25 protein-coding genes and 1 pseudogene are annotated in these 26,267 nt (G+C 58.4%); 2 read left to right on the forward strand and 24 right to left on the reverse strand.

Features of this window, described 5'->3' with window-relative positions; all coding sequences use genetic code 11:
* Nucleotides 1-13: 13 nt before the first annotated feature.
* From R1T46_RS17420 to R1T46_RS17515, 20 genes and pseudogenes are all read right to left on the reverse strand, one after another.
* The gene (locus R1T46_RS17420) at nt 14-1,090 is read right to left on the reverse strand and encodes a FecCD family ABC transporter permease (protein WP_269400121.1); all 1,077 of its coding nucleotides are present in this window, start codon (nt 1,088-1,090) and stop codon (nt 14-16) included.
* A 1-nt stretch (nt 1,091) separates the two neighbouring features.
* Nucleotides 1,092-2,096 (reverse strand): FecCD family ABC transporter permease, encoded by a 1,005-nt coding sequence (locus R1T46_RS17425; RefSeq protein WP_127400871.1) that lies wholly within the window; start codon nt 2,094-2,096, stop codon nt 1,092-1,094.
* A complete protein-coding gene (locus tag R1T46_RS17430) occupies nt 2,093-3,016 on the reverse strand; it encodes an ABC transporter substrate-binding protein (protein WP_286847944.1) in 924 nt (307 codons plus the stop codon). The genes R1T46_RS17425 and R1T46_RS17430 overlap by 4 nt, the downstream gene beginning before the upstream one ends.
* Nucleotides 3,016-5,124 (reverse strand): TonB-dependent receptor family protein, encoded by a 2,109-nt coding sequence (locus tag R1T46_RS17435; protein WP_286847943.1) that lies wholly within the window; start codon nt 5,122-5,124, stop codon nt 3,016-3,018. The genes R1T46_RS17430 and R1T46_RS17435 overlap by 1 nt, the downstream gene beginning before the upstream one ends.
* A 105-nt stretch (nt 5,125-5,229) precedes the next feature.
* Nucleotides 5,230-6,426, reverse strand: a complete 1,197-nt coding sequence (locus R1T46_RS17440; protein WP_286810023.1) for a type III PLP-dependent enzyme — start codon at nt 6,424-6,426, stop codon at nt 5,230-5,232.
* Nucleotides 6,419-8,269 (reverse strand): IucA/IucC family protein, encoded by a 1,851-nt coding sequence (locus R1T46_RS17445; protein ID WP_286847942.1) that lies wholly within the window; start codon nt 8,267-8,269, stop codon nt 6,419-6,421. The genes R1T46_RS17440 and R1T46_RS17445 overlap by 8 nt, the downstream gene beginning before the upstream one ends.
* 4 nt (nt 8,270-8,273) lie before the next feature.
* Nucleotides 8,274-9,455, reverse strand: coding sequence for an MFS transporter (locus tag R1T46_RS17450; RefSeq protein WP_286847941.1), 1,182 nt, complete (start codon nt 9,453-9,455; stop codon nt 8,274-8,276).
* Nucleotides 9,452-11,248, reverse strand: a complete 1,797-nt coding sequence (locus tag R1T46_RS17455) for an IucA/IucC family protein (protein ID WP_286810026.1) — start codon at nt 11,246-11,248, stop codon at nt 9,452-9,454. Before R1T46_RS17455 ends, R1T46_RS17450 begins: the two co-directional genes overlap by 4 nt.
* Complete coding sequence (locus tag R1T46_RS17460) at nt 11,248-12,459, reverse strand: ATP-grasp domain-containing protein (RefSeq protein WP_317306354.1); 1,212 nt, start codon at nt 12,457-12,459, stop codon at nt 11,248-11,250. The genes R1T46_RS17455 and R1T46_RS17460 overlap by 1 nt, the downstream gene beginning before the upstream one ends.
* A 37-nt stretch (nt 12,460-12,496) precedes the next feature.
* Complete coding sequence (locus tag R1T46_RS17465) at nt 12,497-13,282, reverse strand: HpcH/HpaI aldolase family protein (protein ID WP_075194559.1); 786 nt, start codon at nt 13,280-13,282, stop codon at nt 12,497-12,499.
* Nucleotides 13,283-13,484: 202 nt separating this feature from the next.
* A pseudogene (locus R1T46_RS17470) lies at nt 13,485-13,652 on the reverse strand (ISNCY family transposase); the annotation flags it as partial.
* A 73-nt stretch (nt 13,653-13,725) separates the two neighbouring features.
* A complete protein-coding gene (locus R1T46_RS17475; RefSeq protein WP_286810028.1) occupies nt 13,726-14,124 on the reverse strand; it encodes a heavy metal-responsive transcriptional regulator in 399 nt (132 codons plus the stop codon).
* A gap of 241 nt (nt 14,125-14,365) precedes the next feature.
* Nucleotides 14,366-14,647, reverse strand: coding sequence for a permease (locus tag R1T46_RS17480; protein ID WP_286810029.1), 282 nt, complete (start codon nt 14,645-14,647; stop codon nt 14,366-14,368).
* Nucleotides 14,614-14,880, reverse strand: a complete 267-nt coding sequence (locus R1T46_RS17485; protein ID WP_317308328.1) for a DUF4396 domain-containing protein — start codon at nt 14,878-14,880, stop codon at nt 14,614-14,616. Before R1T46_RS17485 ends, R1T46_RS17480 begins: the two co-directional genes overlap by 34 nt.
* Before the next feature lie 14 nt (nt 14,881-14,894).
* Nucleotides 14,895-15,275: a hypothetical protein gene (locus R1T46_RS17490; RefSeq protein WP_041334575.1), complete on the reverse strand. Its 381-nt coding sequence runs from the start codon at nt 15,273-15,275 to the stop codon at nt 14,895-14,897.
* Between the two features lie 90 nt (nt 15,276-15,365).
* Nucleotides 15,366-16,571 carry an ISL3 family transposase gene (locus R1T46_RS17495; RefSeq protein WP_317306355.1) on the reverse strand — a complete coding sequence of 402 codons (1,206 nt, stop codon included), beginning with the start codon at nt 16,569-16,571 and terminating at the stop codon, nt 15,366-15,368.
* A 79-nt stretch (nt 16,572-16,650) separates the two neighbouring features.
* Nucleotides 16,651-16,791 (reverse strand): hypothetical protein, encoded by a 141-nt coding sequence (locus tag R1T46_RS17500; protein WP_286931000.1) that lies wholly within the window; start codon nt 16,789-16,791, stop codon nt 16,651-16,653.
* Between the two features lie 81 nt (nt 16,792-16,872).
* Entirely contained in the window at nt 16,873-16,995 is a 123-nt protein-coding gene (locus R1T46_RS17505) for a hypothetical protein (RefSeq protein WP_265091860.1), read from the reverse strand.
* Nucleotides 16,996-17,120: 125 nt separating this feature from the next.
* Nucleotides 17,121-18,035 (reverse strand): cation diffusion facilitator family transporter, encoded by a 915-nt coding sequence (locus R1T46_RS17510; RefSeq protein ID WP_041334572.1) that lies wholly within the window; start codon nt 18,033-18,035, stop codon nt 17,121-17,123.
* 38 nt (nt 18,036-18,073) lie between these two features.
* Nucleotides 18,074-18,358, reverse strand: coding sequence for a zf-TFIIB domain-containing protein (locus R1T46_RS17515; protein WP_041334569.1), 285 nt, complete (start codon nt 18,356-18,358; stop codon nt 18,074-18,076).
* A 331-nt stretch (nt 18,359-18,689) separates the two neighbouring features.
* Between R1T46_RS17515 and R1T46_RS17520 the strand changes: the two genes are divergently transcribed.
* On the forward strand, nt 18,690-19,388 hold the full coding sequence (locus R1T46_RS17520; RefSeq protein WP_041334566.1) for an MBL fold metallo-hydrolase: 699 nt from the start codon (nt 18,690-18,692) through the stop codon (nt 19,386-19,388).
* Nucleotides 19,389-19,431: 43 nt separating this feature from the next.
* Nucleotides 19,432-19,869: a TIGR01244 family sulfur transferase gene (locus tag R1T46_RS17525; protein WP_286811664.1), complete on the forward strand. Its 438-nt coding sequence runs from the start codon at nt 19,432-19,434 to the stop codon at nt 19,867-19,869.
* Nucleotides 19,870-19,962: 93 nt separating this feature from the next.
* Here R1T46_RS17525 and R1T46_RS17530 read toward each other — a convergent pair whose 3' ends face one another.
* Genes R1T46_RS17530 through R1T46_RS17545 form a run of 4 tightly spaced genes read right to left on the reverse strand, consistent with a single transcriptional unit; the run spans nt 19,963 to nt 26,252 of the window.
* Complete coding sequence (locus tag R1T46_RS17530; protein ID WP_286811665.1) at nt 19,963-21,195, reverse strand: TolC family protein; 1,233 nt, start codon at nt 21,193-21,195, stop codon at nt 19,963-19,965.
* A complete protein-coding gene (locus tag R1T46_RS17535; protein ID WP_041334559.1) occupies nt 21,192-24,338 on the reverse strand; it encodes an efflux RND transporter permease subunit in 3,147 nt (1,048 codons plus the stop codon). The genes R1T46_RS17530 and R1T46_RS17535 overlap by 4 nt, the downstream gene beginning before the upstream one ends.
* A gap of 60 nt (nt 24,339-24,398) precedes the next feature.
* Entirely contained in the window at nt 24,399-24,740 is a 342-nt protein-coding gene (locus tag R1T46_RS17540) for a copper-binding protein (protein WP_052479501.1), read from the reverse strand.
* A gap of 15 nt (nt 24,741-24,755) precedes the next feature.
* Nucleotides 24,756-26,252 (reverse strand): efflux RND transporter periplasmic adaptor subunit, encoded by a 1,497-nt coding sequence (locus tag R1T46_RS17545; protein WP_041334556.1) that lies wholly within the window; start codon nt 26,250-26,252, stop codon nt 24,756-24,758.
* Between the last annotated feature and the right edge of the window lie 15 nt (nt 26,253-26,267).

Raw genomic sequence — 26,267 nt, forward strand, 5'->3', positions numbered from 1 at the left:
GAGAATCCCGGCCTCAGGGTTGTCGCGATAACAGATAAAGAAAGAACGGTACACCAAGGACGGCGGAAACCACACCCACGGGCACTTCGTAGGGTGTAAACAGCGTCCGGCCGAGCAAATCCGCCAATACCGCCAGCACCGCTCCCAATAGTACACACAACACCAGTTGGACCGGAAGGTTGGCCCCAGCCAGCCGTCGGCTGATGTGGGGAATCAGCAAACCAATGAAGCCAACCGGCCCCACCACGCCCACGGCACTGGCCGCCAGCAGGGTGGCAATCAGCAGGGCAAAGGCGCGCCAGCGGTTCAGGCCCAGGCCCAGAGTGCGAACGTGTTGATCGTCAAGCTGCATGACTTCCAGGGGACGCACTAGCAGGCCGACACCGACCAGACCAATAAGCGTCCATGGCAGCAACGTGTGTAGGTGCTGCCATTCGGCGCCGTACAGTGAGCCAGCCAGCCACTGGGCAACCAGTTCAGTATGGGCGTGGCCCCAGAATGCCAGCGCACCGGTGGTCAGTGCATGCAACATACCGGCAATGACCGCACCGGTCAGCGTCATTTTGACCGGCGACAGCTGGCCATGCCGCATGCCCAGGAAGTACACCGCAAGCGCTGTTACCAGCCCGCCTGCCATGGCAAACAGGGGCAAATACTGAAGGGCAAACGACGTATTGTTGTAGGGATCGGCACTGGACACCAACCAGTCTCCGATAATAAAAGCGACGACCGCCACCAGGCTGGCGCCGGCGGAGATGCCGAGAATGCCGGCTTCTGCCAACGGATTGCGGCTAAGCAACTGTAACAGCCACCCTGACAGGGCAAAATGAATACCAATCAGGGCGCCGGTCAGGGTACGGGGCAACCGTAATTCGAAGACCACTCGCTGCACGTGTTGAGTGCTGTCGCCGGTCAACCCGGCCCACACCTGGGACCACGTCAGGTCCACCGCCCCCAGTTGGACGCCCGCGACGATGACAACAACCAGGCTGAGCCCGCCAGCCAGAAGCAGCCGGGCAACGGGGCCGGCGCCTGGAATCTGCATTCCACGGCGGTCTGCCCGAGGCGTTGTCGTAGCCGGATGGTTCACGTTATGCGCTCCGGGGTGAGGTTCGCGAGTTAAGCAGATAGATCAGCCAAGGGGCCCCAATAAGGGCCGTCAGCATACCGACGGGTAGCTCCTGGGGAAAGGCCAGTTGCCGAGCCAGGATATCCGCTGCCAGCAACAACAACCCTCCAAACAGAGCGCTCAGGGGCAGCCAGTGCTGGATCTGGTTGCCGGCCAGCCGCCTGGCAATGTGCGGCGCTACTAGTCCAATAAACACGATCGGGCCGGTGAAGGCGACCAGCGCGGCGGCAAGCAGCAAAGCCAGCAGCAGAAAAATCAGTCGCCAGCGGCCGACCGACAGTCCCATGGCAAGCGCCAGATCATCATCAAGTTGCAGTAGGCGGAGGGGTCTCTGCATCGCAATCAGGGCACCGAGCGGAAGCAGCAGCCAGGGCAGCACCATCTGGAGCTGAAGCCAGCCCCGCCCCATCAGGCTACCCGCCAGCCAGTAATACAGTTCCGCCGCCTCCGCCCCGGAAACCAGTAAAAGGCCCGTGGTCAGTGCCGTGGCCAGCGACGTGACGGCGATGCCGGCGAGTACCACACGCTCGGGCTGAAGCTGACGGCGGCCAGCAATGGCAAACGTCAGAGCACCACCGAGCAGCCCCCCGGCAAGAGCCATCAGCGGCAGCCACAGTGCGCCCGGCGAACTCAGGGTTCGAAGCGACACCACCGCCAGGGCAGCAGAGGCAATCACGCCGGTGAGGCCGGGGGATGCCAGCGAATTCCGGGTAACGCCCTGCATGACAGCACCCGCAACCCCGAGGGCCGCCCCACCGAGAATACCGAGCAGATTGCGCGGCAGCCGCAGCTCCAGCACGGTGATGCGCGTCAGCAAGTCGCTGCTGCCGTCGATGGCTGACAGCAACAAGGTCGGCGACACCCATCGGGAGCCCGCCATCAGGCCAGCGAAGAACAGCAGCACGAGGAGAAATACCGTTGCCCCGTAGAGGCCCATCGGGCGTATGGCTGAATCGGAACCCGTCATTTGTCGGGTTCCGATGTCAGCAGCAGGCGCTGTATGTCATCCAGGATACGCTCACGGGCAATCGGACCGGCCCCTTCTTTCCAATAGTGCGGTACTTCGTAGACCTGGCCCGTGCGCACGGCCTTGAGATAGGGCCAGATGGGGTTCATCGTGAACGCGCGCTGACGGCTGGTGGGCAACAGCAGAATGGTATCCGGGTTAAGTTCCAGCAAGGCTTCAAGACTGATCCGGTAGCCCAGTGGGATGCCGCTGTCAGGATTCGGCGGCTGGCCCCCGACATTGTCGAAGCCCAGACGCTCCAGCAGCGCCGTCGGCAGAAAATGGTCGTAATAGACGAAGGGAGTTTCACTACCGCTGGTCAGCAGCGCCACTGTCTCGGCAGGCTTTGGTTCGTTGCGGTCCGCGAGTAATTGAACGCGATCAAGAAAGCGGGTGTTGAGTGCACTGGCTTTCGCCGGTGCACCCAGTGCCTGCCCCGCCAACTCAACCCCCCGCAGGCTGTCCTGGACGGTGATCAGGTCCAGGGCCAGCATCGGGGCGATGGCTTCGATCTGGTCACCGTCTTTCTCGGTATAACGGCGAATGGCGATGACAAGATCCGGCCGGACCGACGACAGTACCTCCAGGTTAGGCTGATGTCGGGGGCCGAGCCCCGTAACACCGTCTAACCGTGACGCCAGGTAGTCGGGCACGCCCTGAAGTCCGTAATCGGTGACGGCAACCGGCGGTATTTCCAGTGCCAGTGCGACATCGGCCCCAAAGGTCGAAATCGCAGCGGGCCGGGCCGCCGGTTCGGACAACCGCAGGGTTTCCCCGCGGTCATCCGTCAACCGGATAGTCTCATCCTGCGCCCATCCTGACGCAGGCGACAGCAAAACAACGAGCAGGATCGTTGCGATCCGGTTACGTAAGCAGGCCATCAGAAGTCGAGCTGTGCCTCAAGGATAAAGCTTCGACCCGGCTGGGGCACACGGCCGACCGGGCTGACGTCCACGCCCCGGAAGTAGTAATCTTCATCCAGCAGGTTGTTGACCGCCAGGCCAAGGTTCAGCACACGATCACCGCCAACCGCGAAATCGCGACCGACCCGGGCCGTAACCAGATGGTAATCCGGCAACTCACCGGCACTGCCATTGCTGGTTTCTTCTTCGGTGTTGTCCGCATCGCTGTAGCTTTCGCTGACGTACACCCAGTTCAGGCTGGTGTCCCAGGCCTGGTAGCTGTATGTCGCGTCAGCACTGACCTTATGGGTGGGCGCGTTGGGCAGCTCGTTGCCTTCGTTGTCACCGGACAGCTGTTCGGTGTCGAGGAAGGTATAGCCAAGGCCCAGTTCCCACTGGCTGTTGAGGTTCCAGCGGTTTGCCAGCTCGATACCCTGGTGACGGGTTTCTCCCAGGTTCTCGAAACGACTGGTCGAACGGTTAAACTGAATCTGATCCTCGTAATCGATGCGGAACAAGGTCGCTGAAGACAGCAGCTCGGGGGTGACCTGCAGGCGTGCGCCCAGCTCGTGGTTCCACGCTGTTTCATTGGCAACTGCACCGTCACGGGTGGTCTGGGCAATCTGTACCGGCACCAGAGAGCGCTGGCTGTTGGCAAAGACAAACAGGTCATCAGACGCCTGATAGCCTACGGTCAGGCCCGGCAACAGCTCATCAGCGTTGTTTTCCTCGGTGTTGCCAGTCAGGTTGTCACGGAAGTCCATGTCGACATCTTCATAGCGCAGGCCCGGTGTCACCGTCAGGCGGTCATCCAGGAACGACACAGTATCACTGATGTAAAATGCCATGGCCCGGGTGTCCAGGTGCCAATCGCGCGCCACGGAACGGTTACCGGAGGAAAATTCCAGGCGATTAACGTCGAACTCCACGTCCTCGCTGACAAATCGTGCACCCAGGGTGATGTCGTGGCGGCCGTGGCGAATAGCAAGCCGTGGCTCCGTGCCCAATACGGTGAACAATCGTGGTGAATCCGCGACATGGGTGGAATCCAGCCCCGGGTCCGCCCAGTGGCCGGTGCCGCTGAGGTTTTGGCCGAAGTAGAAGGTGCGGTCGGCATCGTGCACAAAGTTGCGCCACTGGAATTCCACGTTATCGGCCGGCGTGTATGTCCAGGTGAAGGTCGCGCGGCTCATGTCCGCTTCGTATCCGTCATGTGGGCGCTGGCTCTGGGTGCGATCCTCTTCATAGGCTTGCGGTGTCAGGGCACCGGGCAGTTCGGCCTCGACGCGATAGTATTGCAGCTGGGTGGCCAGTTCATGCTGGTCGTTCAGATAATAGCGGGCGTCCAGGATCAGGTTATCCACTTCGGTATCGGAGTGATCGCGAAATCCGTCGCCACGCTGGACGTTGGCCTGGAACTGCAGGTCGAGCTTGTCGGTCGCCCGGCCGCCGACACGGTAATAGGTATCGGTAAAGACATTGCCGGTCTCTTCCGCAATGGTCACCCGCTCACGAAGGGTCTGGGAGGTTTCCGCCGGAATCGGTTTGGTGACGAAATTCACCACGCCGCCCACGTTGTTGGGGCCGTAATGAACGGAGGCGCCGCCCCGGACAATATCCACGACTTCCAGGCTCGGAAGTGTAACCGGGAAAAGCGACACGCCGACGTTGCTGTAGGGGCCGATGGCAATCGGGTAACCGTCCAGCAGAATCTGAAGCCGTTCACTGCGCAGCGGGTTCAGACCACGCACACCGATGTTGGGAAGGATGCCCGTGCCAGTTTCATCAAGCACCGTGAGCCCCGGAACCGGGCGCAAGGCGTCGTTCAGATTCAGCGCTCCGGTCGCCTGGAGCTGATCCTCCTCCACCACCGTGCGGGCCCCTGTATAGGTCTTCTCGGACTCTTCGGTCGGTGGACCAAGCCAGTCAGCGGTAACATTGAGGCCGGGTAGCTGGGTGGGCGCATCAGCCTGCTCCTGTGCCAAAGCGGACGCCGAGCCAGCCGCCAGAAACGACACGGGGAGCGTGGCTATAGCAACAGACAGTCGATGGCGGCGCAGTGGCGTTGAAACTTCGGACTTCGACATTGGATTCTCCAGCACGTATTATTAAATTTGATTGCGCATTTTACTGATAATAATTCGCATTTCAATTAAATTAGAATATTCCTTCCTCAAAATCTGCTTCCCGGACTACTCGATGAAATGTTCTTTTGGGTGGGGATGCATCAGAAACGCCTGATGGGAAATATTCCAGGCGTAGGCACCGGCGTAACGGAATACCACCAGATCGCCAACCCCGAGCGACTCGACATCAACCCGGCGGGCGAACACATCCTTGGGAGTACAAAGCTGGCCGACCAGGGTAACGGAATGATTGGCAACGACTGGGGCTGCAGCCTCCCTGTCGTGGGTGGGCAAAATGTCAAACGGATGATCGTGGGCCTGGGCCGCCGGAGTCCGGAAGTGGTGGGTGCCGCCCCTGCAGATGGCAAACCATTCCTCGCCGCATCGCTTAACGTCCAGAACTTCGCCAACATAAAAACCACAGGGAGCGGTTATGAAACGACCACACTCGAACCGGATTTTCCAGGCACGATCCGAGTAAGCCTGAAGCAATTCATCAAGGCCGGAACAAAACCCCGACCAGTCAAACTGCTGGTCGGGCCGGGTGTAATTTATCCCGATTCCGCCCCCGACATTTATCTCGGTAATGGTCAGGCCGTACCTGGCTTCCCACGCACGGACGGTTTCCAGATAGTGTGTTATTAACCCGAGGTGGCGTTTTTCATCCAGTTGATGCGACATCAGATGAAAGTGAAAGCCGCGCAGCCTGACTCTGTCCTGCCGCCCGAGCAACGCAAGTGCGTCTGGTATACAGGCTTCTTCCATGCCAAATGGAGTAGGCACACCGCCCATGGTAAGACGTGTAGAGGGTGTGTCTGCCAGTTCGAGATTGATCCTCAGAAGAATGTCCTGGTGAGCCTGCCTGCGGCCGGCAATGTCGCACAGACGCTGCAGTTCCAGCAGGCTTTCCACATGGATCAGTTCAACGTTCTGATCGATGGCCTTTTCCATATCGGATGCCAGTTTGCCGGGACCACCAAAAATCACAGGCGTGTCTGGAAAATGTCGGCGCACCCAGTCCAGCTCACCGCCAGATGCCACTTCGAAGCCATGTACAAAGGGCGCCAAAGCGCCGAGCACCGGTAAGGCAGGATTCGCTTTCGCGGCATAGAACATCTCACAACCGGGCGGTAAACACTCGACTATGCCCTGCGCTCGGTGGCGGAGCTCAGGCAGGTCATACACGTAGGCGCACAGCGGGTCACTGTCCTGGCCTTTCAGTTCCTTGATGGCTCGCTGAACGGAAACAGGTACTTCAGGCATTGCACTGCCCTCCCCTGCTGTCCACGGCTCGGGGCAGAGGCATCGCCAGCGGGTTTGGTACCCAGGTGTACTGCGACTCACGATCCGGACGCTTGAAAAGGCGGGTCATCAGGTTGCTTTTGTTCGGAATGGGCTCGCCGGCCAACAGCCTGCCCAGAACATCGGCCGCCCAGGGATCGTCGGTGCCTGCGAGCCAGTTGCGCACTTCACTGGCAAGCGCGTTCCACAACCGGAGTTCGATGTGGTTCTCCCCCCGGGAGAGGCAGGCCACGGCCTGGAACAGGTGGTTCACCAACAGACAGTACGCGATCCGCTTCCAGGCCTTGTCCTGGCTGTAATGAACAGACGCCAGCGTTTGTTCATCAAGGGTATCAGGCAGCCCTCCTGACCAGCGGCCCGGTACCAGTTTTGTTCCCTCCAGGTCACGAACAAAGACCTGAACGGGGTATCCCTCCCGAATACCAACCACCACGTTCTGAAGGTGTGGTTCAAAAACCACACCATGATGGAACAGCGACTCAAAGAGCGGAGGGATGAGTAAGGCGAGATACTGTTCAAACCATCGTATTCTGGCGTCCTGTTCGTTGACGCCGGTGGCGGCAGCCAGTGTTCCGGCGGCCTCCGTGGCCGGGCAGCGACCGAAGCGGTCGTCGCTGAACAGCGCGGCGGCCAGCACGGGTGTTACGCCTGCGTCCAGATACTGTTCGAGGTTGTCCCGCATAATAACGCCAAAACCCTCCGCGATGCTCCGGCGGTCAGGCTCGGGGTGATCGGCAAAATCAAGGGTCTGGTAGGCTGGCTCGTACAGTAGACGGAATCCGCGCCACCGCGCCAGTGAAGGCGCAAGGTGAGCCTTGAGGGCTGCAGAGAGGGCAACGGCGCTTTCCAGTTCATAGACGGCATTTTTCCGAATGCAGTTGGTCAGCCGGACATGGGTTGAGAATTTCAGGAAATAGGGGTTGCCCGGTTGGTAAAGCGTTCGAACCGACGCTGTTGGGTAGAACCGTGGGCCGGCCTGCCCCAGTGGTAAGATCCGCCCTGAGCGGATAGCGCTGCAGACGATGGGCAGGCGCATGAGGTAGCGTGCCTGCCAGGGGTGCACAGGAATCGTGACCCATCCGTCGGGCAGGTCGAGCCCTACGCTCGCGTCTGACCCGAAGGCCGGCCCGGCAATGTCACCGCGGGTGCGAAGATCGCCCGGATGAACCGCGAAGTAATAGAGGGCAAACCCCGCGCCCATTTCCGGGGAATATTGCAGGATATCCTCCGGGTCGAACCCTTCCCTGGATTTTGGTGCCGGGTGGTAACGGTGCCCGAAACTCAGGGATTGCTCAGACCAGCGGAAGGCGTCCAGCCCCTGCCCCCAATCGGCGGGAACGCGGGTGTATTCGAGAATGCTCCGCATGACGTTCCGGCTGAGAAGAATCTGCCGGTAGAGCTCGCTGTTGAAAGGCTCTTCGAAACGCTGCGACATTTTATGAAGCAGTATCCGGCCCAGTTCCTCGAGCCCCAGCACCCGCCATCCCCTGAGCGCAGACTTGTAGTATGGCGCAGACAGGTAGCGGTAGTTGCACGTTCGTGAGCCTCCTGCAACCAGAACCAGCAGGGAATCTTCGGAATCAGGGAAGCCGATGTGCAGTACACTGACAGGCTCCAGCGCCAGGCGAACCCGAAGCCCCTGTGGCCAGGACCGGCTCCTTTCGCCGCCCTGAACAGACAGCTCCCCGGAGGGCTCGGCAATATCCCGGCAATAACAATTCAGCAGGGCCTCCATGCTGGCCTGGTCCGCCTGATAGTCGCAGTGCTGATCCCTGAAATAATGATGTGAAGCTGTCAATGACATGACTCTATTCCTCCTTCAAGCGTTCATGATGGTCGATGGCGGGGATGTTGGCCCGGTAGGAGCTCAGGGTGATGGTAAGAAGGGTCACCGCAGCGCCCAGCCAGAGTGGCGCAGTCTGGCTGCTCATACCCGCGGCGACACCCGCGAGTACACCGGCCGCGACACCGGCCCATTTACCAGCGCTGTCAAGGGCGCCAAAGCTTTGGCCCGCGTTTTCCGTTCGTGTAAGACGTGCGGTTTCGGCGTTGAGGGCAAAAAGACAGGTCGTCATGCCCAGCCCCATGACCAATCGTCCGGCGAGAATGGCGGCCGTTGTTCCGGCCGTCGCCTGAATAACGTAGGACAGTGCGAACAGTGTCAGGCCCGCGGGCAAGGTCCACGGGTTACCGAAAAACACGCTTCGTCGCAGCGGGCTGACCAGAATAATCAGGTAGATGGCATGAGGGAGGCTGTAGAGAACTCCGGCCATAGCGGCGGTACTACCCGTTCGTTCCTGGGTCCAGGGAATGAAGTAGGGAAAACTGGCCACCAGCGCGAAATTGAAACCGAAGTAAAGCAATCTCAACCGCAGCCAACTGGCGGATGCCGAAACCCTTTCACGGGAATGTTTCTGGTCACGAGGCCCACCCGAAACCGGGTCCGGGGGAGCGAGTTTCCATACCAGTAGTGCCGACAGAAGAGGCAGGATGGCCATATAGAGGTACAGACGCTGGGCTGGGACCCAGGTCATGAAGAAACCGAAAAGGATGGGCGCCAGTATCATGGCCGACCTGGCCGAGCCCTGCATCCAGTTCAGTGACTGGGTCAGGTTTTGACCGCGAGCAACGGTGGAAAGGTATGCGCTCGATGCGGCAAAGGTTCCACCCAGAAAGCCCTGAACCATCAGTGCCATGGCAAAGGTGACCACGCCCGGCGCCAATCCGGCGATTACGAAGGCCACGGCCAGACCAATCTGGGCCCGCAGCAGCGACCAGCGGCGGCCGAAACGGTCCGCTATTCTTCCCCAGAACGGCGCCGCCAACGCCGTGCAAACCGTCGGGATAATATAGAACCAGCCCACCCAAACGGTGTGTTCAACCGCAAATGTGTCGGTCAGGATCAGCCCAAAAAATGGTGGCATCCCCAGCGCCACCAAGGCCGCGGTAAAGTGGCTGAGCAGGATCACCGGCAGAACAGACTGGCTCATGACTCCTGCCCGAGAAAGTTTGGAGCCAGCTTGCCATAGAATTTATTGATGTCAGCGGCGCCGGTGCGGGACTTGCTTTCCAGGCTGCCTGCCCTGAGAAGATACTTGGTATAAAGCTGGCGATCCTCCAGCAGCACCTTGCGCGCTGGCTGAGTATTGACGCCCTCTTCGTCAAGCTGATCGAGGACGCTGATCACCTCCTCACGAAGCACCTTATACCAGTGGCCCCTTGATCCGAGCCCCCGTGCGGCCAGACCCTCAAGGATAACCGCCAGGTTCAGTTGCAGGGTTATGGTGGTAAACATCTGAGCCAGGGGTATTTCATTATTGACCAGGATCCGTTGATCCCGGAGTTGCGCGACTTTTGACTCCATGGACGGCATCTGGCCGCATAGCCTGTCTGGCCACAGCCTGGGGGCGTCGTTGTCCTTGAAAAGCAGCTGCGGTGGCCGACCCGGCGTGAGCAGCACCATGGAGTTCTGCTGGTTGGATTCCAGTGCAATGCCGTAGACAAGCCACAGTCGCAGGTGCACCGTTAGCGTTAAGGCAACGTACTGACGCACCCACTCCGTCAGGTCGCCACTATTGAACTCGTCCGCCATCATCTGGGCAACGCAGCGACCGTCCGGGCTGTCGGCTAACAGGGAGGCTACGGGCACAATCTGCTGCTGGTCGGAAAACCCGCAAAACCGGCGCACAATACAGCCCAGCCAGGGCAGATCGCCAACGTGCAGGCCTGAGGATTCGTCGGTTACAGAAAAGGTCCCTTTAAGGACCGGGTCCTTGCCGGCTATCTCGTGCAGGATTTGCTGAACCGTATGACCATCATAAAGTGTGCTCGGTTTGACCGTTCGAATGTTCCGGTTGCCCAGTGTGCGAATGGTCAAAGGGACTTTCACGTGGACCTCCGGCGCTGCCTCAAGCTGGAGGGTTCGTACCGACAATGTTGGCTGAACCCAAAGCGCAGGCGTTGGCGCCCGGATGACGCTGGCACCGATGTCTGTGTTCGACAGATAGTCACTCAGCGCGGTGTCCCAGAGATGAGGGTGCACCGGCAACAAGTAGTGGCTGTCAGCAAGCCGGTTATCCAGTCCTACCTCGCTGAAATCCGGCCAGCAACCCGGGAGCTCGCCCACCGCAGTGACTTCCGGGCAGGGGACGGCAAGCCACCGTAACCGGAAACGCGGGGCAAATTCAGGCGCGTACGCCGCCAGTGCCGCCTTATCAAAACCACTCTTGGCGCGGGCACTGGGGTAAAACGGATGATCGAGAAAAGCCGCGAGGCGATCGAAGTGGAGCAAGCGTTCGGATAGCCGGGGAAAATCCTTCCAGCTTTGCCCCTGATGGCGGATTTCGTCAAACCACCTGGACTGCTCCTCGTGGCAGAAGGAGGCGTGAGACTCCGCCGTTCTGCACTCATCGGCATAGACCTCCAACTGCTCCCCAGAGTCATCGTGTTCGTCCGCGGTGAGGCACGCCAAAACCTGTTCGTAGTGATTCACTTCTGACACGCTTCCGGCCTGGTCTGCGGACTGCCAGATGAGCGGGTCGCCACTCCACTGCCAACGCTGCATGAAGGTTGCGGGATTGACCGGCAACCACAGGATGCCTTGCGCCAGCGTCCACCGTAACCAGGTCGCCGGCGTTCCCGGGGAGCCGGGCACGCTGTCTACCCCAACTGCCTGAGAATCGCTCTGGCAGCCGGCCACGTCTTCGCGGATCAGGGCATCGACCAGCCTCTGGGTCAGATACTGCCCGGGGTCTGTTGAAGACAGAGCGGTGTTCCTGATCATCAGCCTATCTCCCACTCTGCTTCAAGGTCGGTGGCCCATTCAGCCAAGGTATCCTTCACCCGGGAGGGATCGCTCGAAAACAACCGCAACACACCCAGGTAGTCCTTGTTTGAGTGGGTCAAGCGGACGTCATCACCCACTTCCCTCAACGGCTCAAACTCGGCAATGCCGTCACCGCACGGCTCCCTGCGCTCAGGAGCTGAACGGCGAACCCGCCCGCTGGTAGAAGCACTGAGATAACGTATCTGCGCCGCCTGCGTGGGCGGGGATAATTCAAGAGGGTTGCCAACATGGGCCTGAAGGATGGCATGGAACAGTCCATGATTCGTCATACGGTCAAGCAGGAATTCGCGGCCATCCCCCACCGTTCGGTAATTGATCTCGATAAGTCTTGGCCCATTGTCGGTTATCACAAATTCGGAATGGCAGGAGCCAAGGCCCACACCGAAGCGCCGTACCTGCCTGAACATCTCCTGAAGGTGAGGCCTTTCAGGCTGGTAAGGCACCCACGCCGCTTCAAGTTCGACAAAATGGGGAGGCTCGGAAAGCTGCACTTCAAATCCTCCGAGCGCAATCAGGCTGTTTCCGTCCCCAATGGTTTCCAGAGTGTGAACAGGGCCTGACAGAAACTCTTCCAGCAGCAGGGGTTGCCCGGGTTGTTCCTGCCAGAACTGATCACAGAATGATTGCAGTTGCGCAGCATTGTCCAGGCGCCTGACGTTGAGGCTGGCAACCCCCTCCCGGGGCTTGGCAATACACGGGAATGGAACGTCGTTGATCACCTTCCCCAGGGATGTCTGATCATTCACAGCCCTGAACCAGCATGCGCCATCATCGAGCGCTTTCAGGTACTGGCGCATGGCTGCCTTGTTTTTTGCCCGGTAACAGGTTTGCCAGTCTTTGCCCGGCAGATTCAGGTAGGCTGCGGCCAGGGCGGTCACCGTCTGCAGGTGATCGCTGTTGGAAAACACGCCCACGGGGGCCGGGAGTTCTGAGAGAAGATCGAGAACAGACAGGGGATTAAATACATCACACTGGAGAATCTGTTCCGGATAGGCGGGAAGGTCCGGTTGACTGAAATAGTGGTGATGAGTCGCCGCCTGGTCTGTCAGCAGGATCACTTTCAGCCCCATCGACTGGGCAGCAGGCAGGAATCCCCGATTCAAGGCTTCCGTTGGAACATGAGCAAGAAAAAGTACGGTATCGCGCATAGAAAACTCTTGTCAGGCTTGAAGAAGAATGGTTGCCTCAGGGAGACGGCGGGCTCGACTCGGCACGGCAGGTCGCAAGGTGGGACTTGAGGTATTTAAAGAGCAAACTGCGGTCTTCTCCCAGGAGAAAGGCTCTTGCTCCCCACTCCTGCCATTCCGTCAATTGGTCAGGACTTCGGGGCAAAGCGCAAAATTCCACTGGACGCCCGCGGCAACTCTCGGCCAGTTCCGCGATGGCGTGATTGACAGACGAATGGAACGGGTCACCCGGGCAGCCCAGTGATTGCGACAGATCGACCGCTCCCGGAAGCACCCAGTCAACACCGGGAACACCCAGGATGGCTTCGCGGTTGTCGATGCCTTCCTGATCCTCAATCATGAGCACAATGAGGACTTCCTGGTTGGCCTGCCTGAGGTAGTCTTTCAGCGGGAGGGTTCCGAAACCTGTTGTCCGGCCGCCGGTAATACCACGTTGCCCCGCAGGCGCGTACCGCGCCATCTGAACAACGTCGCGCGCCTCTTCGGCATTGCGGATACGGGGAACAACGATCCCCTGTGCACCACTGTCCAGAGCTCGGGCAATCGCAGCACGATCAACCCCAGGCACTCGCACCAGAGGTGTGACGGAGGCACACTCGGCGGCACGAATCATGTGTTCGAGGGACTCCGGGTTCGTGGACATATGCTCGGTGTCCAGTATGACAAAGTCATAGCCGGCATGGCCGATCATCTCTACCATCCATGGTGTTGGCACCGCGTTAAGTAGTCCATACGCCGAGCGGCCCTGGGCGACCTTCTGGCGTGTCTGGTTAACTGTAAGCACATAAGCTCCGCAAGCAATACGATTTAAATGGTAATCGTTTACATTCGTATTTAAAAACAGTTCGGTTTCAAAAGCAAGCGCTATGCGGATGACATCGGGGTAATGTGAAGGACTGCCATGTCGCCCAGAACCTGGCCTCAGGGGCCGCTAGCCCAACTCCGGGCAACAGGATCAGTGAATAGCATTGCCAGCAATCGTTTCATGGTGACCCCCTAAAGGTTCTATAGGTCACTGAATCCGACAAGTGAAAGGCCAGTTGTTCATAGCTGAAACCCAATGGCTGCCTTAATACCAGGCGGCACAGAACACTCTCTGCGTTCAGACCGGTTCGCCCTGCGACCGATACCGAGGAATCGATCAGATCCGCTGCTGGGAATCGTCACAGGATTAACCGCAAGAGCGTGATCGTGCTGGGTGAGGATGGCAGGAGGAGCGCTTACGTATCAGGAGCCATATGCCCGTTCAAACGATTCGAGTATTGGGCAACCATCAGTACTTGCTCCACAAAGGTTGGTCAGCAAACGCAACTCATCTCGCAATGCTTCCAGCTCGGACAGGTGATGTTCAATCTCGGCCAACTTAAGACGAGCCAATTTCTGTACATTGGGTCTCGCATTTTTGGAATTGTCCCGAAAGCTGAGAAGGCCAGCGATCTCATCCAGGCTGAAACCCATCTTTTGTGCCCGCTTAATAAATCGCAAACGGGAAAGATCCTTGTCGCTGTATAAGCGCGCACCACCATTATTGCGGTGAACCCCGGGCATCAGCCCGATTTTTTCATAGTAACGCAGGGTATCGGCGCTTATGGCCAACGCCTGCACGACCTGGCCAATTTTTATCATCGTTCAAATCCGGACTTGACATTCGTTGAGTAAACAGAAGTGTACCACTATCAGGATGCTCCCCCGCAGCGCTTCAATGTTGAGGATGCTTGAATGACCATACTGCTTCAAATGCATTCTTGAGTGTCACTCTCACTACGAGGGTAAAACCCAGCCCAACTAGCGGTTCGACGTTGGATACCTCAGCATCTGAAGAATAAAGGTACCAAGCAGTACGAACACAGTCATTACCAGCGTGATATCAAATTTTACTTCCAGGAAGCTCTTGAACGCTTAGGCGTGGTGGAATCCAGCCAAGTTTTCTGAACACGAGCTCCATGAGGATGCTGACCAGTAGGGAGCCACCTAGCCGCTCGGCTACCAACAACGGCCAGCCCAATTTGCCATAGACCAGAAGGCCCAGCTTGATAACCAGGTTGGTCGAAGCGAAGCTGAAGGCGAACGAGGCCTCTGCGGAGGCGCCCTTTTTGAACAGCGGCTGTGTGATGCTCAGAACCCCGAAAGTGCAGGCGGAACTGGCCACACCGGCGTCGTGACACCTCGCCCGAGCAGCCAACGCACCATCGGGTAGGCGGTCATGAAACCCAGCAGTAACCCACCCCACATGACGAACCAGAACGCGATGGTGGTGGGCTGATAGCCCAGCACAAAAGCCACGACCAGCATCGTGACGCCCATACCGATATCAAAGGCGACGATCGCCAGCGCGGATATCTTCAGCGCCACCCGCAGCCGCGACTGTCTGTGCCGCGTTATCGTTCATACCAAAGTCATTGGCCCGATGGCTGGGTGATTGCGCCCATCGACTGCCCGCCGACCGGTATGATCAGATGTGCGTACGGGGTATTCGCCTTCATGACCCAGGGCGCTCCACTTTGCGGCGTGGTGGGGAATTGTTTCAGATCGGTCGGGTCGGGAACGATCACCATGACGTGCGGGGGCATCTGCATGCCGGTGTCTGTCGTCATGCCATGCAGCATGTAGGTGAGGCCAATGCGCTCGACCTGTGGTGTTTTACCCTGGAAGCGGGCTTTGAAATAGGCACGGGACTGCGAATCCAGACAGGTTGGTGTGTCACCGGTCAGGCCTGCGAAGCGGCACACCCACTCGCCGCTGCCCTGTTGTAGAACCTTGCCCGCCCGGGAAAGCACGGTGGCATGTTTGGTAACCGATTCGGGGCCGGCGCTTAAAAGCGTCTGGATGATGGCTTCATCCGAATCCGCCTGAGGCTTTTTTTTGGTTCATCGCACTTTACCGGGAAACGCTGCTTTTATCTTAAGGAAGAAGTAGTCGTTGTCCCGGTAGCCATAGGCCATCCGTTTGATGACCTTAACCTTGTTGTTCATCCCTTCCAGGACGCTGGTATTCATCCGGTAGACAGCACTGGCGATAATACCTTCGACATAGCCTTTGAGGCGTCTGGCAAATTGCTGAACTGGCGCCAGCCCACTGCTCATTGCCAGATTCAACCAGTCCTGCCAGCGTTGCTTGGCTTCGTCCTCTGAAGGGGCGTACCAGAGTTCTTTGAGCTGGTCTTTCAGCACATACACTGTCATCAGAGGCTGGTTAGCCTGCAGCAACTCTTCGAGCTTCAGAGCTTGATCATCTTTGAGGTTGGTCCGATTTCTGAGCAATAGCCAGCGACTTCGCTTCACTACCTTTCGAGCGGGCTTGTCGTGTCGAAGCTGATTGGCCTGGTCGACCCGAACCCGATCAATCACTTCCCGTCCGAACTTGGCGACAACATGGAACAGGTCGTAAACCACGCGAGCGTTAGGGCAATGATGCTGAACTTCCAGATCCATGGCGGTATTCATGTCCATCGCCACAGCTTCGATCCGCGTGCACGCCTCAGCTCCTAACCATTCAAAGAAGGGACGCACAGCGGCTCGGCTACGCCCCTCTCCAACCCAGAGCACTTGCTGCGTGTCTGCATCAATCGCCACTGTGGCGTACCGGTGCCCCTTGAACAAGGCGAACTCATCCATGATCAATCGGCGAATTCGATGCCTGTCAGGCTCAGTCACTTCCCGCTTGAGACGTTGATGGTCGACGGCTTTGACCGTATGCCAGTGCAACCCCAACAGGGTTGCTACATGCTGAACTGGCATCAGGCGCACCAAGGACTCAATCCAATTGATCATGCCCGCTGTCAGGCGCTGTCGCCCTGGTAACCAGCGAATCTGTTCAAGTCTGGGACCACAGGATACACAGCGAACTCGACGGACAGGCACATCCAGCCAAACTCGATAATGAAACAGGTTGCGCTCTCGAACTCGTCGGGTACTAGTGTCGTGGATGGCAAGCGTGTGCTGGTTACAACCACTGCAGCAGGGTAGATGATCAGCGGCAGGTTGCAGTCGGATGAGCACGGAGTGGGAGTCAATCTGGACGTAGGATTCCATCGTGAATCCTTCCCAGAACAGATCAAGAAGATTAGCATTCATAGAGGCGGCGGTGGATTGGCTAATTTTGTTGTTTTGGCGAACTCAAAACTAACCGGTTTTACCGCCGTCTCCTACTTTTTCACGCTAACCCGCGATGAACCTTTTTTTTGGGCTGGTCAACCTCGTTCTGATTGGCGAGCGCGGAGGCTACAAGGCCCAGTCCTAAAAAGATGGCCACGGCAGCCACCGATAAACTCTGGTTGACAACATTGCGTTTCATAGCACCTCTCCCGATCTGGATGGATATCAACAATGCCAAGGAAGCTTACTACCTGGAGTCAACTCCAGGTCAAGCCTTTATTTATTTCCGGGAACCGCAGGCGGTATCAAAATTGACCAGGGCCCTTGGTACGTTGTCGAGGGTCAGGGTGCGGCTGTCGGTGACTTGGCCTCTTGCCTCGGCGTCGGCTACAGAGTCAAGCATTCTCTTTCAAAAATAGGGGCCAGGATGTGCAGACCCGCTGCCCAGGAGGTTGTCAAGGAAAAGAACAGGAGCAGTCACAGGTGGGGTCCAGACGCCATACGTCGATCGCCGCTCCGCATCGCTTATTAGTGAGCATCACTCTCATCCATTCGCAGATCGGCGTCCTCAATCTGGATCGTGCAATGGGTAATGCCAAAACTTTTTTCCATCGTCTGTTGCGCAGCCAGGAGCGCCTGGCGACCACGCGCCATGTCCTCGACGACAAGATGGCAACTCAGCGCGTCAAGGCCCGAAGTCAACGTCCAGACGTGCAAATCGTGCACTGCGGTCACGCCAGGCAGATCCATAAGTTGCCGTTCCAGCAGGCCAACATCAACTTCGGGCGGAGTGCCCTCCATCAGTATATGGACGGCGCCTTTCAACAGTATCCAGGTGCGTGGCACAATGAAGAGCCCAATGCCTGCGCCGATGATCGGGTCAGCCAACGTCCAGCCGGTCAGCAACACCACTGCTGCGGCAAGGATTACTCCAACCGAGCCAAGCATGTCAGCCAGCACTTCAAAATACGCACCTTTGAGATTCAGACTTTCCCGCGAGCCGGCGTGCAGCATCTTCATTGACACAAGGTTGACTGCAAGGCCGACGACCGCGACCGCCAGCATCGGCCCGCCAAGGATTTCCGGCGGTGCAAGGAACCGCTGCCAGGCCTCGTAGAGGATGTAGATCGTCAGGAACAGCAACACAACCGCATTGGCCAGCGCCGAGAGCACCTCCATCCGCACATAACCGAAAGTTTTTTCCGGAGTCGCGGGGCGGGCGGCGAAGCGGATGGCCACCAGCGCCAGCAACATTCCGCCTACGTCGGTCAACATGTGTGCGGCGTCAGCCAGCAGCGCCAGGCTGCCGGTCCAGAGCCCGCCGACAACCTCGACCACCATAAACGTCGAGGTCATTGCCAGCGCCCATTTCAGGCCACCACTGTGACGCGCTGCGGCCGTGCCGGATCCTACAGCGGCCTTTTCACCATGCCCCTCGCCCATCTGTGACTTCTCCCGATGCTGGTTCCGTGGAACACAGTTTAGTCAAAAATTTCCGCCAACCAGGATTTGCGGCGGTGGCCACCGTGTTTGCCGCCATGCCTGCCGTGGCCGCCGTACCGGTCGTCATAGCCGCGTTGTTGCGGTTCCGGGGTGCGCGGCGGCGCTAATTCTGCGGCGGTGCGCTCGATGATCTTGTCCAACTCACCCCGGTCCAGCCAGACCCCGCGGCACTGTGGACAGAAGTCTATCTCCACCCCCTGTCGATCAGCCATACTCAGTTGTACCTCGCAGACCGGGCACATCATCTTGCCTTTTGTGTTCATGTTGCTTTCACGCTCCCTACCAGTTTGCAGTTTACCTCTGTTCAATGCCCATCGACCTAGTGTCCCGAAATCCCAGACATTATTCGAGCAGAATTAGAGGGTATCGACCTATTTGTCAAACTTCATATTGATCACTGGATGACGTTGTAAATATTGGCCTGCATGCAAGACCGCAGAAATGACAGCCTACGGCAGTGGAAAACCCTCAGGGCTGCAAAGTGCCCTGGAAAACGCCTGTACGAATTGTCATGCAACGGCTTTGACGCTAGCCCGCCAATTTATTACCTTTAAACCTATAGTTAGAACATTTTACTGTTCAGGACAGAATGCCATGCTTTTTCGCCAATTCTTTGACAATACGTCCAGTACCTATACCTACCTCATTGCATCGGGCCGCGGCCGGGAAGCGCTTATCATTGATCCGGTCAAGGAGTATACGCAAGCCTACCTCGATATAATCAATCAACTTGACCTCAGGCTTGTCCGGGCGATTGATACCCACACGCATGCGGATCACTTCACGGCTCTTGGCGATCTGCGTGATGAGACCGACTGCATCACCACCATGGGTGAATTTACCAACGCCGACTGCGTATCCGAGCAGGTATCCGAAGGGGACCGGATAGATGTCGACGGTATTCGGCTCGAGGCATTGTACACCCCGGGGCATACGGATGAGTCCTTCAGCTTTTACTGGAAAAAGGGCGACCAGCAGGCCGTATTCACTGGCGATGTGTTGTTGATCCGCGGCAGCGGCCGGACTGACTTTCAGGGCGGCGACCCGCACAAAAGTTACGATTCGATCGTCAACAAACTGTTCCGTTTGCCTGACGATACGCTGGTATATCCGGCCCATGACTACAAGGGAATGCTGAGTTCTTCCATCTATGAGGAGAAGCACTACAACCCACGCCTGGCCGGCAAGTCGGAAGCGGAATACGTGCAGATCATGAATGACTTGAATTTGCCCGACCCCAAACTCATGGACGTGGCGGTGCCTGCGAATCTGGCCTGTGGAAAACAACCGTGACACGGGCCCGCCCCAAGGCGAACTACATTAGAGGAGAATTTAAATGGATATCAAACAGCTTGATCAGAACTACAGCGTGACGGCGCAACCTGCCATTGCTGACATCGAAGAACTGGCAAGCGCGGGCTTTCGCACTATTATTGCCAGCAGGCCTCGAAATGAAACGGAAGACCAGCCTGACACGGACGCCCTCAAGAGCAAGGCGGAGCAGCTGGGCATGACCTGGTACGAAATTCCTGTTGAGCCGGGCAAGTACGGACCCAAGGATATAGAGGCTTTTGCGAACGCCCTGAGGTCATCCCCGGACCCGGTGCTCGGCTATTGTCGCACTGGCAAGCGTGCCGTTCACTTATGGGCCCTTGCCAATGCAACTTTCTACCCTATCCCGGACCTGATCAGCAAAGCCGGGGCTGCGGGCTTTGATCTGGAACCCATGCGAAATAGCCTCGAAACCCTCAGGAATCACAGTGATCGGCAATGACGACAAATACGCCGGGAGTACGGCACTTGGCATTTGATCTACTTTTCCTGTGCCGATAGCATCGCCAGTAGTACTTTCATGGTGAATCCCCTTCTAGTTTGAAAGGCCGGTGGCCTGCGTTGTTTGCAAGGCTTCGTATCGTGCCCTGGCACTGAACAGGTCGCGGATGACCGTTTCCCGGGTGAGTTTTACGCCGGTAAGCTTCCGTGCACTGTCTATGGCATCTTCCAGTGCACCGGTACCGCTGGCCAATTCATTCAGGCTGGCTTCCCAGTGAGCGCGTTGATTCGGAAGATGGCGTTCGTCAAGGATTTCAAGGCGGCTGTAGCCTGCCTGAATGGCTGCCTTTACGTCGCCGATTGACGCTCGCAGATCGCGATGGGCCTGAGTGGTTTGCCACTGTCGTTGAGATACTTCCGCAGTCGCCCTGCGAACGGCACTGTTCTGTCGCTGTCCCGTAAACGGAATCTGAATCCCTACGCCCACCATCCAGCGCTTGCTTTCGTCCGCCCACAGGCTGTTGTAGCCCGCATTTGCGGTAAACACGGGTCTGCGGTTGGCTTCGGCAACGTCCAGTCGGGCCCGGGCCTCCGCGGTCCGCGCCTCGGCGGCCTGAACCAGCGGGTGCTCGGTTCCGGTCAGGCTGTCCGCTGCCATTGGCATACGAGGAGGCAGGGATAGCATCAGTTCGGAGGGTTGTGGGCGGCGCCCCAATAATGGGATCAGGTTGGCAGACAGCCTGGCCTGGTCCGCCTGCAGCTCAACCAGTTGCGCGTCCAGCGTATCCAGTTCCGTCTCTACCCTGAACAACTCACTCTGTGTGGCCTCGCCGTATTCCAGTCGTTGCCGGGTAATCTCGGCTAGCTGTTCCACCAGTGCACGGGTCTCGTGATGCAACTCAATGGCCCTGTGCGAATACCACAAACGGGCATAGGCCTCCTTGACCGAGGCCGTCAGTTTTCTGGTCTGCCAGAGGGTGTCCTGGGTTGCGGCACGCACACCCGCCTCCTCGGCTCCGCGGGACGCGGATAACTGGTCCGGCCAGGGCAGCTTCTGACTGACCTCAAACCGGTGCCCGACCACACTAGGGCCCTCCAGAGTTTCGGGTGCAATACCGTACTTTACGACAGGATCCGCCCAGGCATCCGAGCCTTCCACTTCGGCCCTTGCTGCCTCGATGGCGGCTCGCTGCGCACTCAGGGTGGCGTTGCTATCCAGGGCCTCCGCAATCCACTGGTCCACCGTTTCCAGCGATTCAGCCATTGCGGGGGCAGAAAGGGAAACGAATACCGCCAGAACGGCGTAAATTCCACTGCGTCGAATCATTGGTTCGCTCCTTTTTGGGCGAGCTTCTTCAACCGCGCACGCTGCCAGAGGTAGAAAATCACCGGAATCAGCAGCAGCGTCAGCACTAGAGTAGTAACCATGCCGCCAATCATCGGCCCGGCGATCCGCTGCATCACTTCCGAACCAGTGCCGCCGCCCAGCATGATGGGTACAAGGCCAGCCACGATGGCGGCAAAGGTCATCATGATCGGGCGCACCCGCTGCGCAGCCCCGTGGCTGATCGCCTGGCGCAGGGCATCCGCCGACAGTTTCCCGGGCTGATGATCGACGGCCTCCAGGGCGTTGTGCAGGGACTGGTTGAGGTACACCAGCATCAGCACACCGATTTCCACGGCGACTCCGGCCAGGGCGATAAAACCAACGGCAACAGCCACGGACAGATTGTAGCCCAGCAGGTACATCAGCCAGATGCCGCCAATCATACCGAACGGCAGGGTGCCCATTATAATACCCACCTCGGTCATGTTGCGGAAATTCAGGTACAGCAGGATCACGATAATCGCCAGCGTCAGCGGTACCACCAGTGTCAGGCGTTCCTTTGCGCGCTGCATGTACTCATACTGGCCGGACCAGGTCAGGGAGTAGCCGGCAGGCAGGTCCACCTGCTCCCGCACCACCGACTGAGCCTCTTTGACCCAACTGCCAAGATCCCGACCTGCAATGTCAACCAGGGTCCAGCCATTGAGGCGGGCATTTTCCGATTTGATCATGGGCGGCCCCCGGTCGACCCGGATATCCGCCACGTCGGCCAGCGCGATACGCTGTCCACCGGGCGTCACTATGGGCAGTAAGCGCATCTGCTCCACCGAATCCCGGTAGCCCTGGGGATAACGCAGATTGATGGGATAGCGCTCCAGGCCCTCCACCGTACTGGCCACGTTCATGCCGCCAATCGCAGTGCGTACCACGGATTGAATATCTGCGATATTCAATCCGAAACGGGCGGCAGCCTCCCGCTGGATATCCACCTTGATGTAGCGTCCGCCGGCCACCCGCTCGGAAAACGCAGAGGCTGTGCCGGGTATGTCAGTCAACACCCGCTCTAGCTTTTCCCCTATGCCCTGGATCACCGTCAGGTCAGGACCGGCCACCTTGATGCCCACCGGGGTCTTGATGCCCGTTGAGAGCATGTCAATACGGGTTTTGATGGGCATGACCCAGGCGTTAGTGAGGCCGGGAAGCCTGACGGTCCTGTCCAGTTCCCGGCGCAGGGATTCCGGCGTTACGCCGGGGCGCCACTGGTCCCGGGGTTTAAACTGGATAAAGGTTTCAATCATGGTCAGCGGGGCCGGATCGGTGGCCGTGTCAGCGCGGCCGATTTTGCCGAACACAGTTTTAACCTCTGGAATACTGGCAATCAGCTTATCGGTCTGTTGCAGGATCTGCCGGGCCTTGCCAATGGAGATGCCGGGATAGGTGGTGGGCATGTACATCAGGTCCCCCTCATCCAGGGGGGGCATGAACTCACTGCCCAGCTTGTTGGCGGGCCAGAAGCCGATGATCAGCACAATCAGGCCACCGGCAAGCATCAGGGCGGGCCGCCGCAAAGCCCAGTCAATGGCTGGGCTGTACAGGAAGATCAGCAGCCGGTTAATGGGATTGCGGTGCTCCGGCAATACCTTGCCACGAATGAAGTAGCCCATCAGCACCGGTACCAGTGTAATGGCAAGCCCGGCAGCCGCAGCCATGGCATAGGTTTTGGTGAACGCCAGGGGTGCGAAGAGCTTGCCCTCCTGAGCCTCCAGCGTGAACACCGGCAGAAAGCTCACGGTGATGATCATCAACGAGAAAAACAGCGCGGGCCCCACTTCACCGGCGGCCCTATACATCACGGCCCATCGGTTTTCCGGTGTCAACGGGGTCCGCTCCATGTGTTTATGGACATTTTCAATCATCACAATGGCACCGTCGACCATCGCACCGATGGCGATGGCAATGCCGCCGAGGGACATAATGTTGGCGTTGATACCCTGAGCGTGCATCACCACGAACGCAGCAAGAATGCCCACCGGCAGGCTCACGATCACCACCAGGGAAGAGCGCAGGTGAAACAGGAATACCGCGCAGATCAGGATCACCACCAGAAACTCTTTCAGCAGCTTGCTGTAGAGATTGTCCACCGCATTGTTGATCAGTGTGGAACGATCATAGGTGGGCACCATTTCAACGCCATCCGGCAGGCTGCCCTTGATCTCCTCCAGGCGTTGTTTAACACCCTCGATGGTAGCCAGAGCGTTTTCGCCAAAACGCATCACCACGATACCGCCGGCCACTTCGCCTTCTCCATTCAGTTCAGCGATACCCCGGCGCATTTGTGGCCCCAGCCGGATATCCGCCACATCCTTGAGCAACAAGGGCTTGCCATTATCGTTGACACCCAGCGGCACCTGGCGCAGGTCGTCCTCGTTCTGCAGGTAACCGGTGACCCGCACCATGTATTCCGCCTCGGCCATTTCCACGACGGATGCCCCGGTTTCCTGGTTGGCGCTGTTGATGGCGGCATGAATACGCTGCAGCGTGATGTTATGGGCGCGCAGCCGGTCCGGGTCCACCACCACCTGATACTGCTTGACCATGCCGCCAACACTGGCGACCTCGGATACCCCGGACACGGTTTGCAGTTCAAACTTCAGGAACCAGTCCTGAATGGCCCGAAGCTCCGAAAGGTCATGCTGGCCGGTGCGGTCCACCAGGGCGTAGGAGTATACCCAGCCAACGCCGGTGGCATCCGGCCCCAGCTCTGGTTTGGCGGCATCGGGCAATTGCCCGGCTACCTGGCTCAGGTATTCCAGTACCCGGGAACGAGCCCAGTACAGGTCGGTGTCGTCATCGAAGATCACATACACATAGGAGTCGCCAAAGAAGGAATACCCCCGAACCGTTTTGGCGCCCGGCACCGACAGCATGGCGGTGGTGAGCGGGTAGGTCACCTGGTCTTCCACCACCTGGGGCGCCTGGCCAGGATACGGGGTCTTGACGATCACCTGTACATCCGACAGGTCCGGTATGGCGTCAATGGGCGTTTCCCTGACGGAATAGAATCCCCACCCAATCAGTATGAGGGTGGCGAGCAATACAAAAAATCGGTTATGAAGCGACCACTGGATAATGCGGTTAATCATGAGCTGAGTCCGGTCTGGTGATGGCCGGGGGCAGCCCGATGGCGCACCCCCGGGCTATCACTACTGTTTCCTGATAGAGGTCACCTGCTGGCCCTTGCCAGCGGGTGCCAGAGTGAAGACAACCTTGTCACCCTTATCCAGGGCATCCAGGTCCACCTCCGGGGCTACGGGAAATCCCATGGTCATGCCCGGCCAGTTCAGCGCCGGAATAGGCTCATGCTTCAGCGTTACTTTGCGATTTTCGGTGTTGATCATGGTGATTACGCCCCGGCTCTGGACCGGGCCAGCGGACTCTTTGGTGTCCATGCCGGACATCGAGCCCATGTTGTTATCGGCCGCTGCCAGAACAGGTCCCAGGGATAATCCGAACACAACAGCCGTCATCAGGTTTTTCAGTTTCATGGTTTTCTCCAGTGGTTACTGCGCGTCTTGCGCGGGCTCAATACGTTCAACAAGATAGCCGTCCGGCGTCTCCCGGAACCCGAAATTGACGGTCTCACCCGGGGCCAGTTCCACCAGATCGACGGATTCGGCAATACCAAAGGTCATGGTCATGGCCGGCCAGCCAAGACCGGGTACCGGGCCATGGTCGAGCGTGACTGAAGAACTCTCAGCATCAAGCTCCGTAATCCGGCCAGCGGCTTCAAACAGTTCGGGCGCAGAGCTGTCTGCACCGGCCATGCCGGCGCTGTTCTGCTCCTCGGGCTCCAGGCGCAGCATGGCGGCCTCGAGGCTGGTTTCTGAATCAATCAGGAACTGGGCGGACACCACCACCTGCTGCCCTTCTTTCAGACCTTCGTGAATGACCACCCTGTCGCCGGCTTCCCGGCCCGTCTTGACGGGCACCGGACGAAAATAGCCGTCATCCTCAGCCAGCAGCACATGCTGGCTGTCGCTTCGCCGGATCAGCGCCGGGCGCGGGATAGTGAGCAGGTCCTCACCGATGGGGGCATCCATGGTGAGATTGACGAACATTCCGGGGCGCAACCGGCCATCCGGGTTCGGAACGCGTACCCGGGCCCGAAGAGTCCGCATTTTGGGATCCAGTTCCGGGTAAACGTAGTCAATGTCACCATTCCAGTTTGTATCCGGCATGGACGGCGTGGTGAATTCAACGGCCTGACCCGCTTCAACCAGCCCGGCCTGACGTTCAAAAAACTCGGCGATCACCCACACCGAATCGCGACTGCCAATGGCCATGATTTCAGTATCCGGGCGCACGTACATGCCGGCACGAACAGGCAATGCGGCCACATAGCCGGAGCCAGGGGCAAATACGGTGATGCGTTCTCGGATTTTTCCTGTTTTTTTCAGGTTGGCAATCTGTCTATCCGTCATGCCCAGCGCGCGCAGCTTTCCGCCGGTCGCTGTTGCCTCTGAGCCCCGCCCAAGGCGCTCGGACATCAGAAACTCCTGCTGGGCATTCACCAACTCCGGTGAATAGATCTCATACAGTGGTTCACCACGGTCAACGATTTCTCCTTCTGACCGAACATGCAACACCTCGACCCATCCGGCAATGCGGCTGTGCACCTGAATCAGTTGATCTTCATTGTCAGTGACATAACCCACGGTTCGGACCGGAACAGACACTGCCCCACGGGAAACTGCCCGGGTTTTAACCCCCAGATTGTTTCTGACTGCAGGATTGATCTGAACCCCGCCGTCGTCCCGGCCGCTACTGCTTTCTTCGTACACCGGCACCAGGTCCATTCCCATGGGGGACTTGCCAGGCTTGTCACGGCGGTAGTTGGCATCCATGGGAGCAACCCAGTACAAGGGCTTTTCATCCGCCGATTCACCGGCAGGATTACCAGAACCGGCGGATTCTGACATCGGCATGATTTGCAGGCTGGCCAGCCAGCCCAGACCAAAAGCGACAGCGATCACCATCGCCATCAGGGAAATGCGCATTGATGTTTCCTTATT

Origin of the sequence: Marinobacter salarius (assembly GCF_032922745.1) — a bacterium.
In the GTDB taxonomy this organism is placed as follows: domain Bacteria; phylum Pseudomonadota; class Gammaproteobacteria; order Pseudomonadales; family Oleiphilaceae; genus Marinobacter.